The organism is Synechococcus sp. WH 8109 (genome assembly GCF_000161795.2).
In the GTDB taxonomy this organism is placed as follows: Bacteria; Cyanobacteriota; Cyanobacteriia; order PCC-6307; family Cyanobiaceae; genus Parasynechococcus.
The window spans coordinates 1,891,523-1,908,862 of record NZ_CP006882.1 but is presented as its reverse complement, the minus strand read 5'-3'; the positions used below and the strand labels follow the sequence as shown (position 1 = coordinate 1,908,862).

Below are 17,340 nucleotides of genomic sequence, written 5' to 3'. Positions count from 1 at the left end.
GTCGGCGGGATCTTAAGCAGCGCAGGTCCAGTGAAGATCACCTTTTTTCTGGTGCCAGCGCAGCAGATGCGTCAGTGGCTGTCCCATCAGGGCGTCCATGCACCCCGTTGCATCGCCAATCAACCGCCGCGGCGCCACCGTGGCGCTCCAGATCGCAGCACTGGGGGCGTCACCCCAGCGGGCCAGCCGTTTCACCCCCTCCAGTTGCGGCAGGGTTACCCCCGCCAAGGTGCCGTCCTCGAGGCGACAGGTGCCGTTCTCCACCAGCAGCACCCGCTCGTCCCAGCGGTGCTCTCCGTCGGCTAGGCCGTAGGGGGCCAGCGCATCGCTCACCAGCACCGTTTGTTCCGGCGCTAGCCGTTGCAACAGCACCGCCATCGTGGGGTGCACGTGCACGCCATCGGAGATCAGCCCTAGGGCAACCCCTCCGCGCCTGCAGGCTTCCCCCAGTGGCCCCGGTGCCCGGTGGTGCAACCCCGGCATGGCATTGAAGGCGTGGGTGAGCATGGCCACCCCCTGATCGAAACCGGTGCTGGCCTGTTCGGCAGTGGCGGTGCTGTGGCCCAGGGCCACGCTGATGCCCATCTCCCGCAGTCGCCCGATCACCGCAGCGGCTCCCTCCAGTTCGGGGGCCAGGGTGACCAGGGCAACCTCCGTTTCGAAGCCACCGATTCGTTCCTCGAGAGCCTCCAAGCTGGGGCTGGCCAGGTGTTCGCGGGGATGGGCACCGCGGCGGGCTTCGGCCAGAAAGGGGCCCTCCAGATGGGCCCCCAGCAGCCGGCAACGGCCGGGTCTGTGCAGGTCCCGCGCCTGCCGCAGCACAGCCAGGGCCTGGCGCAGCGGCGCGATGCCACAGGTCACCAGGGTCGGGGCGATCGCTTCGACCCCATCGCGCCACAGCAGCTCGAGCAGTTGCTCCAGCCGGGGTAGATCCGCCCCGCTCAGTTCCGGGAAGGCCAGCCCCAACCCGCCGTTGATCTGCAGGTCAACACCCCGGGGGCTGAGCCAGTCGCCGTTCCAGTCCGCATCGGTTTGTTGAGCCTCTTGTTGCGCCTCGGTGCTCATCGCGTCGATGTGGCAGATCAGCCCCTGCTCGTCCAGGTCGATGGCATAGCGCTGGTCTCCGTCCCCAGGCAGGGGACCCGGCAGTCGAACGTTGGTGATCTGTTGCATCAACGCAACACTGGCTTCTGCAGCCATGGGGGGAGACGATGGCAGTCTTGCCACTCTGCGTTGTGCCGCCAGTGCTCCCCCGTGTTGCCGTTGTGATGGGCAGTGACTCTGACCTGCCCACCATGGAACCCGCCGCCGCCATCCTGCGCGAATTGGGGGTGGAGGTGGAGGTTCGGGTGCTCTCGGCCCATCGCACCCCCTTGGAGATGGTGAACTTCGCTCAAGCGGCCCGGGGTCAGGGGTTTGGGGTGATCGTCGCCGGCGCCGGCGGGGCGGCCCATCTTCCTGGCATGGTGGCCGCCCTCACCACCCTGCCCGTGATCGGCGTGCCGGTGAAAAGCCGGACGCTGTCCGGGGTCGATTCCCTCCACTCGATCGTGCAGATGCCGGGGGGGATTCCGGTGGCCACCGTCGCCATCGGTGGGGGCCTCAATGCTGGGTTGTTGGCGGCGCAGATCCTTTCGGTGGCCAACTCTGACTTGGCCCGGAAACTTGAGGATTACCGCAGCAGCCTCCACGATGCTGTGGTCGCCAAGGATGCGCGCCTGGTTGATCTGGGCAGCACGGATTACCTCTCTCAGATGAATTCATGAGTGTTCCCGTTCGTTCCACCCTGCGATCCACGCTGCTTTGGGCGGTGGTGCCTGCGGCCATCGCCTAGCGGTTGCCTTGGTCTGGAGTGGTGCTGAGGGCATCAGCGCCAAGCTGGTGTTGAGGGATTTGTCCCAGGCCTGCAACGCCCCTTTGGAGAAAGGTGTCCTCTCCAGTGTGGGCTATCTGCTCTGGATGGCGGCGGCTATCGCCCTGTTTGCGGCATCCACTCGGCAGATCCAGGGCTCCGTTCTTAAACGTCAATTCGCCTTCTGTGGGGGTGGCTTCTCGCTCTGGCTCTGCCTCGACGACATGTTCCTGGTGCATGATCGCTACCTCGGTGAGGACTGACTTGACATCACCTACGCCTTCTTTACCGGGTTGCTGCTGTTTCGCTTCGGTGGCCCCCTGCGGCGCCTCGGTGGCTACACCTTTCTGGTCTCCGTGGTGTTGTTGGGCATGTCGGTTCTGACCGATCACCTCAAGGGCTTTGGCCGAATTCCTACGAGACGGTGCAGATCTTTGAGGAGGGATTCAAGTCCCTCGGGATTGCCGCTTGGCTCAGTTTTTGGTGCCATTACGTCAGTTCCTCCTTTATGCCGGCCTCCCTTGAGCAGCACTGATCGATTCGCTTCATCGTCTCAATGACGCCTTGGCCGGCCTGGTTGCGGCTTGGTCTTCTGCTGCCGGTACTGGGCTTGAACGCCTTTGTGCTGAAGGGTTTGCTGGTGCAGTTCGCCCCATTCCCCGGGCTGTTCCTCACCGCGGCTTTAATCGCCTTTTTGTTGGACCTGCCCTGCCGCTGGCTTGCGCAACGGGGTCTTCCCCGCGCATGGGCCATCGTCAGCGTGGTCCTGGTGACCCTGGGGCTTCTGGTCTGGGCAGCTGTGGCCCTGGTGCCGCTGTTGATTGAACAACTCAGTCAATTGATCAGTACCTCGCCGTCTTTGCTCACGGCGGCGGAGCAGTGGATCGATCGGGGTCAGCTCTGGGCCCTGGATCATGGCTTGCCGGCTGATTTCGCTGACCTCAGCAGCGATCTGGTGGCCCAGTTCAGTCGTCTGGCCACGCAGTTGAGCCAGCGTCTGTTGGGCCTGCTTGGCGCAACGGTGGGCACCACAATCAATGTGGTGATCGTGTTGGTGTTGGCGGTCTTTCTGCTGCTTGGGGCGGATCCGATCGTCGACGGTCTGGCCCGTTGGCTGCCCGACCGTTGGCGGGATCTGGTGAAGATGACCCTTGAGCGCACCTTTCGCGGCTATTTCGCTGGCCAGGTTGTGTTGGCGCTGATCCTCAGTGGCGGTCAGCTTCTGGTGTTCACCGCCTTGAACATTCCCTACGGCGTATTGTTCGCTGTGCTTATCGGCTTCACCACCCTGGTGCCCTATGCCAGTGCCGTGTCGATCGTCTCGGTGAGTGCGGTGCTGGCGGTTCAGGACCCCCGCACAGGCCTTGAGCTGCTTGCCGCGGCGATCGTGGTTGGTCAGATCGTGGATCAGGTGATCCAACCGCGGCTGATGGGCAGCATCGTGGGGTTGCAACCGGCCTGGTTGCTGATCGCTCTGCCCATCGGTGCCCGGGTAGGCGCCCTCTTTGGCGTGGGGGATCTGCTGGGACTGCTGTTGGCGGTGCCGGTGGCCAGTTGCATAAAAACCCTGGCGGATGCAGCCAGGGCTGGCGACGGCGAACTCAGGCGGCCGGAATCACCCCACGCTCCTGGAGCGCTTTGATCACCAGCTCCACGGAGTAGGCCAGATCCTGCTTGCCGGTGTCGATCTTCAGTTCGGGCGTTTCCGGTGCTTCATAGGGGCTGGAGATGCCGGTGAATTCCTTGATCTGCCCCGCCCGTGCTTTGGCGTAGAGGCCTTTGGGGTCGCGGGATTCGCAGACCTCCAGATCAGCGGCGCAGAAAACCTCGAGGAAGTCGCCGTCCTCCACCAGGTCCCGGGCCTTGTCCCGGTCAGCGCGGAAGGGGGAAACAAAGGCGGTCAGCACGATCACGCCCGCATCCAGGAACAGCTTGGCCACTTCACCGATGCGGCGGATGTTCTCCTCACGGTCGGCATCGGAGAAGCCCAGGTCTTTGCAGAGGCCGTGGCGAATGTTGTCGCCATCCAGCACATAGGTGGCGAGTCCCCGTTCAAACAGGGCTGCGTTGACGGCATTGGCAAGAGTGCTCTTGCCGGAGCCGGAGAGTCCGGTGAACCAAAGAATGGCGCTGCGGTGACCGCGCTGCTGCGAGCGATCGTCGCGGCCCACGGAGGCCTCATGCCAGGCAATGTTGGTGGACGCACCTTTATCGGTGAGCTCTCCGTAGGTGGGGCTGGCGGTCATGGCCACGGCATGAAGTGGCGGCCATTCTCCCTTAGCCCCCAGCCCGTTTCGGCCGGTATCCCTCCTTGCTAAGCAGCTCGAGTGCCAGATCCACCTGATCTCCTTGCAGTTCGATCACGCCGTCCTTGGCGGTCCCGCCACTGCCGATGCGTGTTTTGAGCTTCTTCAGCAGCACCTTGAAGCCCGCAGCATCCAGCTCCAGGCCCTGAATCACCGTCACGGTTTTGCCACCTTTGCCACCACGGGTGGGCTGCACCCGCACCATTTGCTGCGCCTTGGCTGTGGGCTCCGCCGCAGGGCCGCTCGGTCGCTGCAGGCTCTCGGCGCTGCTGAATTCCTCCCAGCCTCCCTTCGGCATCCACCCATCGCAACCGGATTGCATTGTCGATGACCGCCGATGCGGCGCCCCACGGCGTGACCGCCTGCTTACGCTGAGCCGACGCTCCGCCGTGGATCCGTGACCAGCACCCTGCCCAACGCCAGCACTCCGGATCCCTCCAGCCTGCAGCCAGCGGTGCGCCCCGGTGCCCATGGTCGTTTTGGACGATTCGGCGGCCAGTACGTGCCCGAGACCCTTATGCCGGCCTTGGCGGAACTGGAGCAAGCAGCGGCCCAGGCCTGGAACGATCCCGCCTTCACCGCCGAGCTCAACCGCCTGCTCAAGAACTACGTCGGGCGGGCGACACCGTTGTATGAGGCCGAGCGTCTCACCGCCCACTACCGCCGCGCCGACGGTGGACCCCGCATCTGGCTCAAGCGGGAAGACCTGAATCACACCGGTGCCCACAAGATCAACAACGCCCTGGGTCAGGCCCTGCTGGCCCTGCGCATGGGCAAGAAGAGGATCATTGCCGAGACCGGTGCGGGGCAGCACGGCGTCGCCACTGCCACGGTCTGTGCTCGCTTCGGCCTGGGGTGCGTGATCTACATGGGCGCTGAAGACATGCGCCGTCAGGCCCTAAATGTTTTCCGCATGCGCCTGCTGGGCGCCACGGTTCAACCGGTGACGGCCGGCACCGCCACCCTCAAGGACGCCACTAGTGAGGCGATCCGCGACTGGGTGACCAACGTCGAAACTACCCACTACATCCTTGGATCCGTCGCTGGTCCGCACCCCTATCCGATGTTGGTGCGGGATTTCCATGCCGTGATCGGTGAGGAGTCCAAGCAGCAGTGTCAGGAAGCCTTCGGCCGGCTGCCCGACGTGCTGATGGCCTGCGTTGGCGGTGGCTCCAATGCCATGGGCCTCTTCCATCCCTTTGTGCAGGACACGTCTGTGCGGCTGATCGGTGTTGAGGCCGCCGGTGATGGTGTGGCCACCGGTCGCCACGCTGCGACGATCACCGAGGGTAGTGCCGGTGTGCTGCACGGCGCCATGAGCCTGCTGCTGCAGGACGGCGACGGTCAGGTGATGGAGGCCCACTCCATCAGTGCAGGTCTCGACTACCCCGGAGTGGGGCCGGAGCACAGCTACCTGCGGGAGATCGGGCGTGCTGAGTACGCCGCAGTCACCGACCAACAGGCCCTTGATGCCCTGCGCCTTGTGAGTGAGCTAGAGGGCATCATTCCAGCCCTGGAAACCGCTCACGCCTTCGCCTGGCTTGAGGAGCTTTGCCCCACCCTGGCCGATGGCACGGAAGTGGTGATCAACTGCTCTGGCCGCGGCGACAAGGACGTCAACACCGTGGCGGAGAAGCTGGGGGATCAGCTCTAAGGAGTGGATCTCAGGCCAGTAGCAATTCCAGGTGGCGGGCCACTCGCTGCACGGCGGCTCGTGCCGTGGCATAGGCCATCCGCATAGGCCCCACCAGGGCCACATGACCGAGCCCCTCGTTGCAGCGGTAGGGCGCCTGAACCACGGCACAGGCCTCTAGGGCTGGCTGAGGATGTTCGTCGCCGATCCATACTCGTGCGGATTCGCCGCGGCTGATCAAGGTGGCGGGTTGGTCATCGATCAGTTCCAGCAGCGGCCGAAGGCTGGAGGTGCTTTCAAATTCCGGTTCGCTCACCAGCCTTGAAAGGCCATGCATCACCACCTGTGTGGAGTTGGCGGGGGTGGGCTGCTCAAGGGCGTTGCGCAGCACCGCGCCGCTGCGTTGCAGCTGCCTGGGCAGTGCTTCCCAGTTCAGGTCGCCCTGCTCGAGCTGGGCCGACGCCCAGCGTTCCATCGCGGTGAGTTCGGTTTCAGCCCCGTGGGGCAGACGCAGGTTGATGTGGCTGGCGCGGCCGTTGGCTTCCACCAGCATCACCAGCAGTCGATCACCGCTGGGCACCAAACGGATCGTCTCAAGTTGCTGGTTCTCCTGCTGCGGTTGGGTGATCAGGCTCATCAGACCGGTGAAATCCGTCAGCCGCCGGGCCAGATGCATCAACAGCTCGTCCAAACCGGCCCAACGAAGACTGAGGCCGGTGAGCTCCCGTTCCAGGTGTTGAACAGCGATGCCGGGTTCGGGCAGCAGCGCATCCACGTAGTGCCGGTAACCCATCGGACTGGGAACGCGTCCGGCGGACGTGTGCGGTTGATTCAGCAGTCCTCGGCGCTCAAGCGCTCCCATGGCGGAGCGAACGGTGGCGGAGCTGGCGGGGATGCCGAATCGTTGCACCAGGGTGCGGCTGCCCACCGGCTCCATCGTGTCGACGTAGTGGTGCACCGTCGCTTGAAGCACCTGTTTTTGCCGAAGCGACAGGGGCTTACTCATCAGTAGCGGGGAACGCTGGGGTTCACCTGAAGGCTCCAGGCATCAATGCCACCCTCAAGGTTCCACACCTCAAGGCCCCAGGGTTGGTCAAGCAGCCACAGGCCGAAGTGGTAGCTGCGCACGCCGGCATGGCAGACCACCACGACGGGTTGATCGGGGTTGAGGTCGGCCTGCAGCTTTCCAAGCCATGCATTGGATTGGCTCAGGGGGCGGTGCAGCACCGCACCTGGGAAGGCAGCGATCGCAAGCTCAGCCTCCTCGCGCACATCCACCAGTTGCGGTGAAGGTCGCTGGCTTTGCAGCCATTGCTGCAGTTCAGAGGCTTGGATTGGTTGTGGTTGTTGGGATTGGCCCATGGCGCCATTCTGCGGTGATGGACAAAGATGAGGCGACCCGAGACCGCCGGCCCATGAAGGCCCGCCCCTTCCTCAGCGCTGCCGGCGCTGTGCTGTTGTCGCTGATTTTGCTGGCCGCTGGCCTGCTCTGGACCATGAACCGCCAGAGCCCCCTGCAGCTGGCAGAGCAGCCGTTGCATCTGCCTCGGGCGGCCCGGTTTGTGCCCCGGGATGCTGACCTGTCCCTCCATTGGCTGGCCGATCCAGGACGGTTGCCGGCCTATGCCCAGGCCGTTGCCCCTGCCTCCCAACGCCGCGATGCCCGTGATGGCGCCCGGCAGTGGCGCGAAGGCGTCTTTGCCTTGGCGGGCCTCCAGTTCGGTCTGGAGCTGGAGCCCTGGCTTGGTGAAGAGGTCAGTCTCAGCCTCACCGACGGGGATTCCTTCACCGGTTGGGTGTTGGCTTTGACCAGTCGGGATGACGACGGCGCCCGGCGCTTTCTGCAACGGTTCTGGCAGACCCGCAGCCTGGCGGGCACCGACTTGCAGATCAGCAGTTACCGCGGTGTCGGTGTGATCAGTGGCCAGGGGGCGTTGGTGGGGCATGACCCCCAACCCCTGGCCACGGCCTTGATTGACGATGATCTGCTGCTCGTGGCCTCAGGCAGGGGTGTGCTGGAGCAGGCCCTCGATGTCTCCCAGCTTCCGGATCAGCATCAGCTGGGGGATCAAAGCCTGCAACGTCAGGTGGCTGAGCTCGGCGAGGGCGTGGCTCTGCTCACGGCATCTCCCCATGCCCTTGAGCATTGGCTGCAGCTGCCTGAGCTAGTAGCCCAACGGGACGATTTGAGCGGACTCGTGGCATCACTGCGACCAGAGGGTTCAACCCTGGCGGTGGATGGGCGCCTAGGGTTCCGGCAAGGCCTTGGCGCCGACCCCTGGCCTGAGCTCACGGATCTGACGGCGTCGGCCGGCGGCCATGCCCGCTGGCTGGCTCAGCTGCAGAGTCCAGCCCGTTTGCTGGATCTCAGCGAAAGTCATCCGCTGGCCCAATGGTTCGGTCCGGTGCTGGAGAAGCACTTGGCGGACCAGCCGGCGGCAGAGGCTGTTGTGGGGGCCGATGAAGGCCCTCTGCTTTGGCAGGACCAACCTGAGGGCTGGTTGCTGGCCAGCCGCCCGCAAAGCCCCGCCAGGGATGCGGTGGATACGCGTCTGCAGGAGCAGGGCCTGACCCGTTCTGAGCTGGAGGGCGATGGCGAGATGTTGAGCGTGTGGACGCGGCTGGTGCGCCAGCGGGGACGCCAGCCAGGGGTGGATGCTCAATTGGCCGTGGCTCAGGTTCGCTCGTCTGCGCTGAACTGGTGGGGCGAGTCTCTGATGGCTCTGGCGCAGCGCCAGAACGGGCGTGCCCTCCAGCCCCGCTTGAACCAGTGGCAGGAGCTCACAGCCTCCGCCCAACCGGCGCAGGCCCTCCTGCTGGCGGATGAGCCGGCCCGGGCACTGTTGGGGCAATGGCGGCCATGGGCCCTGCTGCAGGTGATGGCGGGGCGTCCGCTCCAGGATCAGGTCCGCGGCCTTGCGCTGGCCGTCGATGTTGATCGCCAGGAGCAGGGCGGTACCGAGATTCCGTTGCACGCCCGGCTCGAACTTGGCTGACCTGGTTCTGTTGCGGCATGGCATCGCCGAACCCCGCCAGGGGGGCCAGGACCATCCGGATCGCCCCCTGAACGCCGCTGGCCGTCAGCGAACCCAGCGGGTGATGGCGGCCCTGGTGCAACGGGGGCTGCGCTTGGATCGCCTGCTGTCCAGCCCTTATCGCCGGGCTCTGCAAACGGCGGAACTGGCGTTGGATGCGGGGCTCGCTTCTGAGCTTGCGGTGGATGAACGGCTCCAGCCGGGCGGGGCCCTCAACATGCTGGTGACCGCCTTGGATGAACGGCTTGGCTTGATCGGCCATGAGCCGGATCTTGGCGATCTGGCCTGCGGTCTTCTGGGGTGTGCCCCGGGTGCCCTGGTGCTGAAGAAAGCCGGCGTGATCCAGCTGCGTCATTCCGCGGGCCAGTGGCAGTTGAAGGCCTTGCTTCGACCAGCACTGTTGATTGACGATTTAGGTTGCTTCTAGAGGCAATCAGGCGGTGGCCCAGCAGCAGACAGGCGACCTGCGCCATGCGCGGACCGGGATCGAACTGCGTCCAGGCCTAGATGGCGTGCCGGCCACCCAGTCGGCGATCTGCGACATCGATGGAGAGCAAGGGCTGCTCACCTATCGCGGCTACCCGATGCAGGATCTGGCGGCCAATAGCAGCTTTCTGGAAACGGCCTACCTGCTGATCTGGGGAGAGCTGCCCAGCCGCGACCAGTTGGCGGAGTTTGAGCACGCGGTGCAAATGCACCGGCGGGTCAGCTTCCGGGTGCGAGACATGATGAAGTGCTTCCCGGCCAGCGGGCACCCGATGGACGCGCTGCAGTCCAGTGCCGCTTCCCTGGGGCTGTTCTATTCGCGCCGGGCGATCGACGACCCTCAGTACATCTATGACGCGGTGGTGCGGCTGATCGCCAAGATCCCCACGATGGTGGCCGCTTTTCAGCTGATCCGCAAAGGCCAGGACCCAATCCAGCCCCGGGATGATTTGGCCTACTCCGCCAATTTCCTCTACATGCTCACCGAACGTGAGCCGGATCCCCTGGCGGCGCGCATCTTTGATCGCTGCCTGATGCTCCATGCCGAGCACAGCCTCAACGCCAGCACCTTCAGTGCCCGCGTCACCGCCAGCACCCTCACCGACCCCTACGCAGTGGTGGCTTCAGCCGTCGGCACCCTGGCTGGCCCACTCCATGGCGGCGCCAATGAAGATGTCCTCGCCATGCTCGAGCAGGTGGGCAGTCCCGAGAACGCAGGCGCTTTCCTGGATGAGGCCATAGCTGCCAAGCGCAAAATCATGGGCTTCGGCCACCGGGAATACAAGGTGAAGGATCCCCGTGCCGTGATCCTGCAGGCCCTGGTGGAGGAGATGTTCGCCAGCTTCGGCCATGACGACCTCTACGACGTGGCCCGGGCGATCGAAGCAGAAGCAGCGTCTCGCCTCGGCCCCAAAGGCATCTACCCCAACGTCGATTTCTATTCGGGCCTGGTGTACCGCAAGCTCGGTATTCCCAGGGATCTGTTCACGCCGGTCTTCGCCATTGCCAGGGTTGCCGGCTGGCTGGCCCATTGGCGGGAGCAGCTCGGGGCGAACCGGATTTTCCGGCCTTCGCAGATCTACTCCGGATCCCAGCCACGCTCCTGGATGCCCATTGAGGAGCGCGTCTCGGCTCCGGCCGCCTAAGTTGCACCCACTTCCGTCGACACCATGGTGAGTCCGGGACTGGACCTGGAATTGAGCTTTAGCCAGGCCCTGCAAGGGTTTGGCTTCTCCCCGGAGGTGGCGAGACTGCTGTGGCTGCCGCTGCCGATGCTGCTTGTTCTGGTGGCTGCAGTGGTGGGTGTGTTGGTTTCGGTGTGGCTGGAACGCAAAATTTCCGCCGCTGTCCAGCAGCGAATCGGTCCGGAATATGCCGGTGCCCTGGGTGTGCTTCAGCCCCTGGCCGACGGACTCAAGCTGCTCGTCAAGGAAGACATTATTCCGGCGCGGGCCGACAGCCTGCTGTTCACCCTCGGCCCGGTGCTGGTGGTGGTGCCGGTGATCATCTCCTGGCTCATCATTCCCTTCGGCCAGAACCTGCTGATCAGCAATGTGGGCGTGGGGATCTTTCTCTGGATCTCCTTCAGCAGCATTCAGCCGATCGGCCTGTTGATGAGCGGCTATGCCTCCAACAACAAGTATTCGCTGCTCGGGGGACTGCGGGCCGCAGCTCAATCGATCAGCTACGAAATTCCCCTAGCTCTGGCGGTGCTGGCCATCGTGATGATGACCAACTCGCTGAGCACGGTTGACATCGTTGGTCAGCAGACCGGTGCCGGCATCTTGAGCTGGAACATTTGGCGTCAGCCGGTGGGATTCCTGATTTTCTGGATCTGTGCTCTGGCCGAGTGTGAGCGGCTTCCCTTCGACCTTCCCGAAGCTGAGGAAGAGTTGGTTGCCGGCTACCAGACCGAGTACGCGGGCATGAAATTTGCCCTCTTCTACCTGGCGGGTTACATCAACCTGGTGCTCTCTGCCGTTCTGGTCAGCGTTCTGTATCTCGGTGGCTGGGGCTTCCCGATCCCTGTGGAGTGGCTCGCCGGCTGGCTGAACCAGCCCATCGATGCCCCCGTGGTGCAGGTGATCACGGGCACCGTTGGCATCGTGATGACGGTGCTCAAAGCCTATCTGCTGGTGTTCGTGGCGATCCTGCTTCGCTGGACCACCCCCCGCGTCCGTATTGACCAGCTGCTCGATCTGGGCTGGAAGTTCCTGCTGCCCCTTTCCCTGGTGAACCTTCTGGTGACAGCAGCTCTCAAGCTCGCTTTTCCCGTTGCGTTCGGCGGCTAAGTTTTCCTACCTAGGATTTCCACGCTCCCGGTTCCGCTTCGTTCTCTCCCCCTCAGACCATGTTCGGCTTTCTCAAACAGGTCGGTGATTACACCCGGGATGCAGTCGATGCAGCCCGGAATCTGGCCCAAGGCTTTTCGGTCACTTTCGACCACATGCAGCGCCGCCCGGTCACGGTGCAGTACCCCTACGAGAAGCTCATCCCATCCGAGCGTTATCGGGGCCGGATTCACTACGAGTTCGACAAGTGCATCGCCTGTGAGGTGTGCGTACGGGTCTGCCCGATCAACCTTCCGGTGGTCGATTGGGTGATGAACAAAGCCACGAAGAAGAAGGAGCTGCGCAACTACTCCATCGACTTCGGCGTCTGCATTTTCTGTGGCAACTGCGTCGAGTACTGCCCCACCAACTGCCTTTCGATGACGGAGGAGTACGAGCTGGCCGCTTTTGATCGCCACAGCCTCAATTACGACAACGTCGCCCTCGGACGCCTTCCCACCAGCGTCACCACCGATCCCTCAGTTGTTCCTCTGCGGGAGCTCGCCTATCTGCCGGCAGGTGAGATGGATCCCCATGGTGTTGCTACCGATCGCCCCCGGGCTGGCCAGCTCCCTGCTCAGGTGTTGGAGACCCTCACACCTCCAGCCAAGCCCACAGCCAAGAATGAGGGACAATCCTCCAGTGAGGCCAAGGAGGGCGACGCATGACCATCGCGACAACCACCGAGCTGATCTGTTTCCTGGTGCTGTCCGCAGTTGTGGTGATTGGCGCCCTGGGTGTGGTGCTGCTCAGCAACATCGTCTATTCAGCTTTCCTGCTGGGCGGGGTGTTCACGGCCGTTGCAGGGCTCTACTTGCTGCTGAACGCCAGTTTCGTGGCCATGGCCCAGATCCTGGTTTACGTGGGCGCGATCAACGTGTTGATCCTGTTCGCGATCATGCTCGTGAACAAGCGGGAAGACCTCAAGGCCATCGCCAACCTCACCACGCGCCGTGTGGTGTCCGCCGGCGTCTGTGTCGGTCTGCTGGCGTTGCTGGTTCGTGTTGTGGTCACCACCCCCTGGTCGCTGCCCGGCCCTGCCGCCGTGGGTGAGGAAGCCACGGCCCGCATTGGTGAACACCTATTCACCGATTATCTGCTGCCGTTTGAGGTGGCATCTGTGCTGTTGCTGATGGCCATGATCGGCGCCATCGTCTTGGCCCGTCGCGATGTGCTCGCCACCGATGTGGTCACCGGTGAGGTGGCCGATCAAGGCCTGATTGAGAAGGCCCGTACTCCCCTGCTGATGAATCGAGCGGACTAATGAGCGATTTACTTGCCACACTTCCCTCCCTGCAGGCCTACCTCCTGGTGGCCGCGATGCTCTTCTGTATCGGCGTCTGGGGTTTGATCAACAGCCGCAATGCGGTGCGCGTGCTGATGAGCATTGAGCTGATGCTCAATGCTGTGAACATCAACCTGATGGCTTTCTCCTCCTTCGTGGATGGTGATCTGATTCGCGGCCAGGTCTTCGCTGTGTTCGTGATCACGGTGGCCGCCGCTGAGGCAGCGGTCGGTCTGGCAATCCTGCTGTCGCTTTATCGCAATCGCGTTACCGTCGATATGGAGCAGTTCAACCTGCTGCGCTGGTAACTCCCGCACACCTGGGTCATGCGTCTCGATCGGGTCTGGGTGATCTATCGGGCCGACAGCCAGCCCGCCCAGCGTGAGGCCCGGCAATGTGCCAAGGAGCTGAAAGCCCTCGGCTCCCATGTGGTCACCGCAATGTCGGGGCCGCGGGTGAATCCTTTCCCTGGCCTGCTGGCTGTTGAGGAGTCGTTCCCCGACCTTGCTCTGGTGCTTGGGGGAGATGGCACTGTTCTGGGGGCTGCCCGCCACCTGGCGGTGCATGACATCCCGATCCTCAGCATCAATGTGGGAGGCCATCTGGGTTTTCTCACCCATGATCGCCGTGTGTTGCGCGGCGATCAAATCTGGCAACGCCTTCAGGACGATCAGTTCGCGATTGAACGGCGCATGATGCTTCAGGGGATGGTAGATCGCCGTTCTGCTGAAGATCGAGCGGTTTCGCCGGGCCCGTTGCAGCAGCCGGATCTCGAAGACGATGAAGAGCACCACTGGGCCTTCAACGACTTCTACTTGCGGGCCTATCGCGATGAAATTTCGCCCACCTGCACCCTGGAGCTCGAGATCGATGGGGAAGTGATCGATCAGGTGCGCGGTGATGGCCTGATCCTCTCCACCCCCACGGGCTCCACCGGGTACGCCCTGGCGGCAGGGGGCCCGATTCTTCATCCCGGCATCGATGCCATCATCGTGGCCCCCATCTGCCCGATGAGTCTCTCCAGCCGAACGCTGGTGGTGCCGCCCCGGGCCAGGTTGGCGATCTGGCCTCTTGGGGCTGGGGATCACAGGATAAAGCTATGGAAAGACGGAGTGGGCTGCACGGTGCTCGAGCCTGGGGAGTGCTGTGTTGTTCAGCAGGCGCGCCACCATGCCCTGATGGTGTTGCTCAATCAAAGCCCGTCGTACTACCGAACCCTGTCCCACAAGCTGCACTGGGCGGGAAGCCTGCACGCGGCGCAGCCCTCGCAGAATTGAGCCATGGCCCTCGAGATTGAACGACGCTTTCTGGTGCGGTCGGATGCCTGGCGCAGCAGTGCTGGCTCCGCACAGCCGTTGCGTCAGGGATATCTGGCCGCCAGTGCTGAAGGTGTGACGGTGAGGATGCGTCTGCGCGGATCGGATCAGGCTTGGCTCACCCTGAAGGCTGCTGCTGATGCCGTTGGTCTGGTGCGCCATGAGTTCGAATATCCGATTCCCGTGGCGGACGCCGAAGCCCTCTGGGATCTGGCGCCGCACCGCCTGGACAAAGTCCGCTACGCCTTGGATTGCCCTGGTGGTGACTGGGTGGTGGATTGTTTCCAGGGCGAGAACGCCCCCTTGGTGCTGGCGGAGGTGGAGCTGGCATCGGCCCAGGCGGATCTGCTGATTCCGCCCTGGTGCGGAGAGGAGATCACCGGGGAATCCCGCTGGAGCAATGCGGTGCTGGCCCAGCACCCGGTTCAGTCCTGGCCCGAAGAGCAGCGTCGCCGTTTTGGCTGGCCCTAAGGAAGGACTGGATTTGTCTTCAGATTTCCTTTAGCTTTGAGGAGTTCTGATTGGTGGCTCCTTCCAGTGGTGGGTCTGTACGACACAACTGGAATGCTGCGCTTCGCAGGGTCGAGCGTGGAGGCCTGCTTGGAATACGCCTTGCTGTTTCAGATTCCTGTAGGCCCCACCTCCCTGCAAAGCCTGCCGGAGCCTGTCAGCTCCACGATCAGGCTGAGGGGGGATCGTGTTCTGGAAGGACGCAACAGTTGAAGCCGTCCCGGCAGATCTTGCCGTTGTCCATGGCCCAGTTGAGCAGTGCCACCCGGTTCTTGGAACCGGTCTTGGTGAACACGTTGCTCACGTGGTTGTCGACCGTTCGTTTGCTGATGGTGAGCCGGTCAGCGATTTCCTGATTGGTCAGTCCTTCGGCCACAAGCTCGATGATCTCGATCTCCCTGGCAGAGAGGGAGATCTCCAGAGGATCCGCACCGTCGAGGGAGGACATGCCTGACCGCCGTTGGAGCCATGCTAGTCCGGCCGACCGGTCTGATCCTGCATAGTGGGCCGGTGAAATGGAACGAGACTTGAGGACGGCGCTGCAGCGCGCAATTGAGGCCGGGGATAAGGTGCTCACGGCCGAGGTGATGCCTCCCCGCGGAGCCGATCCCTCGCACATGCTGGCCATGGCAGCATCGTTGCAAGGCCGTGTCCATGCGGTGAACGTGACCGATGGCAGTCGGGCCGTGATGCGGATGAGCAGCCTGGCCTCCTGCAAGTTGCTGCTTGAGGCCGGTCTGGAGCCGGTGTTGCAGATGGCCTGCCGGGATCGCAACCGAATCGCCCTCCAGGCCGACCTGCTCGGGGCCCATGCGCTGGGGATCCGCAACCTGTTGTGTCTCACTGGCGATCCGGTGCGGGCGGGTGATCAGGCGGATGCGCGGCCGGTGAATGAGTTCGAGTCGGTGAAGCTCCTGCAGCAGGTGGACGCTCTTAATCGAGGCGTTGATCCCGTGCAGGGCACCCTGCCGAACGGGGCGACCACGCTGTTTGCCGGGTGTGCCGCCGACCCGCAATCGAGGAGCTGGAGCGGTCTCCAGCGTCGGTTGCAGCGCAAGCAGGCGGCGGGAGCCCGTTTCGTTCAAACCCAGATGGTGATGGACCCTGAAGCGCTCGAGCGCTTCCAGCGCGAGCTGGCCGGCCCCCTGGACCTGCCCGTGCTCGCTGGCGTGTTTCTGCTGAAGTCAGCCAAAAATGCCCGGTTCATCAATCGCGTTGTGCCGGGAGCCTGTATCCCCGATGCGTTGATCCATCGGCTGGAGTGTGCCGAGAACCCTGCCATGGAGGGTGTGGCCATCGCCGCTGAACAGGTGAAGCGCTATCTCGGCATCGTTCGTGGCGTGCACCTGATGGCGATCAAGGCGGAGGAGCGGATCCCGATGATCCTCGATCGCGCCGGGCTCAGCTCGCTGCCTGGGTGAGGTCGGTGCCGAGCAGCTCTGCCATGGCCTTTTGCTGTGGGGAAGGCTCCACCAGGTCCTGACGACGGGCATCGGTGATCAGCCAGTCGAGCGAAGCTTCCTGCAGGTCGAAGTGATCACCGTCCTTGCCAACGCAGTAGCGGCCGAACACCAGCTTCTCGAGCAGCTGCACGCCAGGGCCGATGCGCGAATAGTCGAAGATGATCGAGTTATCGACGGTGGCGCCCTCACAGATGTGGCAGCTGGGGCCGATCATGGTGGGTCCAACGATGGTTGCGCCGTCTTCGATCTTGGTCATGCCGCCCACGTAGACGGGGCCGCTGACGTTGATCTTGTCCCAGTTGGCGGCCACATTCAGGCCGGTGTACACCCCGGGACGCACCTCCTTGCCGGGAATGCCCACCTGACGAACGTCACCCATCAACACGCTGCGGATGGCTTGCCAGTAATCGGGAACCTTGCCGATATCCACCCATTCGAAATCCATCGGGATGGCATAGAAGGGTGCACCGAGCTCGGCCAGTTTCGGGAATAGATCGGATCCGATGTCGAAGGACTGACCCGATGGGATGTGCTCAAAGATCTCCGGCTCGAAGATGTAGATGCCGGTGTTGATCGTGTCGCTGAGGGCTTCGTCGACGCTGGGCTTCTCCTGGAAGCTTGAAATTCTGTTCTGGTCATCGGTGACCACAACGCCGTAACTGCTCACCTGATCCTTGGGGACCCGTTTGGTGACGAGGCTTGCGATCGCACCCTTTTCTTTGTGCAGGCGTACCGCTTCGCTGAGATCAAGGTCGATCAGCGCGTCGCCGCAGAGCACCACGAAGGTGTCGTCAAAGAAGTGCTGGAAATCCTGGATTTTTTTGAGTCCGCCAGCTGACCCCAGGGCACTTCCGATCAGTTCACCGTCTTCAATACGTCCTTCAAAGCTGTAGGCAATTTCAACCCCGAAACGCTGGCCATCCCGGAAGTAATTTTCAATCTCTTCGGCCAGGTGGGAGACGTTCACCATCACTTCGGTGAAGCCGTGCTCCTTGAGCAGTTCCAGCAAAAATTCCATCACCGGCTTCTGCAGGATCGGAATCATTGGCTTGGGGATCACATGGGTGATCGGTTGGACCCGTGTCCCCTTACCAGCCGCCAGAATCATCGCCTTCATTGGCGTT

21 protein-coding genes are annotated in these 17,340 nt (G+C 63.3%); 14 read left to right on the top strand and 7 right to left on the bottom strand.

Annotation, left to right across the window (positions count from 1 at the left end):
* Nucleotides 1-12 precede the first annotated feature (12 nt).
* Nucleotides 13-1,200, bottom strand: a complete 1,188-nt coding sequence (locus tag Syncc8109_RS10305) for a hypothetical protein (protein ID WP_006850552.1) — start codon at nucleotides 1,198-1,200, stop codon at nucleotides 13-15.
* 11 nt (nucleotides 1,201-1,211) lie between these two features.
* Between Syncc8109_RS10305 and purE the strand changes: the two genes are divergently transcribed.
* From purE to Syncc8109_RS10290, 3 genes are all read left to right on the top strand, one after another.
* The gene (gene purE / locus Syncc8109_RS10300) at nucleotides 1,212-1,766 is read left to right on the top strand and encodes a 5-(carboxyamino)imidazole ribonucleotide mutase (protein ID WP_025362556.1); all 555 of its coding nucleotides are present in this window, start codon (nucleotides 1,212-1,214) and stop codon (nucleotides 1,764-1,766) included.
* Nucleotides 1,767-1,803: 37 nt separating this feature from the next.
* Nucleotides 1,804-2,115: a hypothetical protein gene (locus Syncc8109_RS12990; protein WP_006851766.1), complete on the top strand. Its 312-nt coding sequence runs from the start codon at nucleotides 1,804-1,806 to the stop codon at nucleotides 2,113-2,115.
* A 293-nt stretch (nucleotides 2,116-2,408) separates the two neighbouring features.
* A complete protein-coding gene (locus tag Syncc8109_RS10290) occupies nucleotides 2,409-3,494 on the top strand; it encodes an AI-2E family transporter (protein ID WP_006850490.1) in 1,086 nt (361 codons plus the stop codon).
* Here Syncc8109_RS10290 and cysC read toward each other — a convergent pair.
* Both cysC and Syncc8109_RS10280 read right to left on the bottom strand, forming a co-directional pair.
* Nucleotides 3,454-4,098: an adenylyl-sulfate kinase gene (cysC, locus tag Syncc8109_RS10285; protein ID WP_006849672.1), complete on the bottom strand. Its 645-nt coding sequence runs from the start codon at nucleotides 4,096-4,098 to the stop codon at nucleotides 3,454-3,456. The genes Syncc8109_RS10290 and cysC overlap by 41 nt on opposite strands.
* Nucleotides 4,099-4,129: 31 nt before the next feature.
* The gene (locus Syncc8109_RS10280; RefSeq protein ID WP_025362555.1) at nucleotides 4,130-4,456 is read right to left on the bottom strand and encodes a translation initiation factor; all 327 of its coding nucleotides are present in this window, start codon (nucleotides 4,454-4,456) and stop codon (nucleotides 4,130-4,132) included.
* A 99-nt stretch (nucleotides 4,457-4,555) separates the two neighbouring features.
* Between Syncc8109_RS10280 and trpB the strand changes: the two genes are divergently transcribed.
* Entirely contained in the window at nucleotides 4,556-5,812 is a 1,257-nt protein-coding gene (trpB, locus tag Syncc8109_RS10275) for a tryptophan synthase subunit beta (RefSeq protein ID WP_006851594.1), read from the top strand.
* 10 nt (nucleotides 5,813-5,822) lie between these two features.
* Here the strand turns inward: trpB and hrcA are convergent, their stop codons facing one another.
* Nucleotides 5,823-6,797, bottom strand: a complete 975-nt coding sequence (gene hrcA, locus Syncc8109_RS10270; RefSeq protein WP_006851780.1) for a heat-inducible transcriptional repressor HrcA — start codon at nucleotides 6,795-6,797, stop codon at nucleotides 5,823-5,825.
* Nucleotides 6,797-7,153, bottom strand: a complete 357-nt coding sequence (locus Syncc8109_RS10265) for a rhodanese-like domain-containing protein (RefSeq protein WP_006851040.1) — start codon at nucleotides 7,151-7,153, stop codon at nucleotides 6,797-6,799. Before Syncc8109_RS10265 ends, hrcA begins: the two co-directional genes overlap by 1 nt.
* A 53-nt stretch (nucleotides 7,154-7,206) precedes the next feature.
* Between Syncc8109_RS10265 and Syncc8109_RS10260 the strand changes: the two genes are divergently transcribed.
* Genes Syncc8109_RS10260 through Syncc8109_RS10220 form a run of 9 tightly spaced genes read left to right on the top strand, consistent with a single transcriptional unit; the run spans nucleotide 7,207 to nucleotide 14,714 of the window.
* Nucleotides 7,207-8,787 (top strand): DUF3352 domain-containing protein, encoded by a 1,581-nt coding sequence (locus Syncc8109_RS10260; protein ID WP_006850666.1) that lies wholly within the window; start codon nucleotides 7,207-7,209, stop codon nucleotides 8,785-8,787.
* Nucleotides 8,780-9,253, top strand: coding sequence for a phosphohistidine phosphatase SixA (gene sixA, locus Syncc8109_RS10255; protein ID WP_006849943.1), 474 nt, complete (start codon nucleotides 8,780-8,782; stop codon nucleotides 9,251-9,253). The genes Syncc8109_RS10260 and sixA overlap by 8 nt, the downstream gene beginning before the upstream one ends.
* A 13-nt stretch (nucleotides 9,254-9,266) precedes the next feature.
* Entirely contained in the window at nucleotides 9,267-10,457 is a 1,191-nt protein-coding gene (locus Syncc8109_RS10250; RefSeq protein ID WP_006850123.1) for a citrate synthase, read from the top strand.
* 27 nt (nucleotides 10,458-10,484) lie between these two features.
* Entirely contained in the window at nucleotides 10,485-11,603 is a 1,119-nt protein-coding gene (nuoH, locus tag Syncc8109_RS10245; RefSeq protein WP_198015291.1) for an NADH-quinone oxidoreductase subunit NuoH, read from the top strand.
* A gap of 59 nt (nucleotides 11,604-11,662) precedes the next feature.
* Complete coding sequence (gene ndhI / locus Syncc8109_RS10240; protein ID WP_006849764.1) at nucleotides 11,663-12,310, top strand: NAD(P)H-quinone oxidoreductase subunit I; 648 nt, start codon at nucleotides 11,663-11,665, stop codon at nucleotides 12,308-12,310.
* A complete protein-coding gene (locus Syncc8109_RS10235) occupies nucleotides 12,307-12,906 on the top strand; it encodes an NADH-quinone oxidoreductase subunit J (RefSeq protein WP_006851605.1) in 600 nt (199 codons plus the stop codon). Before ndhI ends, Syncc8109_RS10235 begins: the two co-directional genes overlap by 4 nt.
* Nucleotides 12,906-13,235, top strand: coding sequence for an NADH-quinone oxidoreductase subunit NuoK (gene nuoK, locus Syncc8109_RS10230; RefSeq protein ID WP_006851948.1), 330 nt, complete (start codon nucleotides 12,906-12,908; stop codon nucleotides 13,233-13,235). Before Syncc8109_RS10235 ends, nuoK begins: the two co-directional genes overlap by 1 nt.
* 18 nt (nucleotides 13,236-13,253) lie before the next feature.
* The gene (locus tag Syncc8109_RS10225) at nucleotides 13,254-14,204 is read left to right on the top strand and encodes an NAD(+) kinase (RefSeq protein ID WP_006851209.1); all 951 of its coding nucleotides are present in this window, start codon (nucleotides 13,254-13,256) and stop codon (nucleotides 14,202-14,204) included.
* 3 nt (nucleotides 14,205-14,207) lie between these two features.
* Complete coding sequence (locus Syncc8109_RS10220) at nucleotides 14,208-14,714, top strand: CYTH domain-containing protein (protein ID WP_006849801.1); 507 nt, start codon at nucleotides 14,208-14,210, stop codon at nucleotides 14,712-14,714.
* A 208-nt stretch (nucleotides 14,715-14,922) separates the two neighbouring features.
* On the opposite strand, the gene Syncc8109_RS10215 is transcribed toward Syncc8109_RS10220, so the two are convergent.
* On the bottom strand, nucleotides 14,923-15,201 hold the full coding sequence (locus Syncc8109_RS10215) for a helix-turn-helix transcriptional regulator (RefSeq protein ID WP_006852007.1): 279 nt from the start codon (nucleotides 15,199-15,201) through the stop codon (nucleotides 14,923-14,925).
* Nucleotides 15,202-15,268: 67 nt separating this feature from the next.
* On the opposite strand from Syncc8109_RS10215, the gene Syncc8109_RS10210 reads away from it, so the two are divergent.
* Nucleotides 15,269-16,174: a methylenetetrahydrofolate reductase gene (locus Syncc8109_RS10210; RefSeq protein WP_006851733.1), complete on the top strand. Its 906-nt coding sequence runs from the start codon at nucleotides 15,269-15,271 to the stop codon at nucleotides 16,172-16,174.
* Here the strand turns inward: Syncc8109_RS10210 and Syncc8109_RS10205 are convergent.
* On the bottom strand, nucleotides 16,155-17,333 hold the full coding sequence (locus tag Syncc8109_RS10205; protein WP_006849716.1) for an NDP-sugar synthase: 1,179 nt from the start codon (nucleotides 17,331-17,333) through the stop codon (nucleotides 16,155-16,157). The genes Syncc8109_RS10210 and Syncc8109_RS10205 overlap by 20 nt on opposite strands.
* Nucleotides 17,334-17,340: the final 7 nt, after the last annotated feature.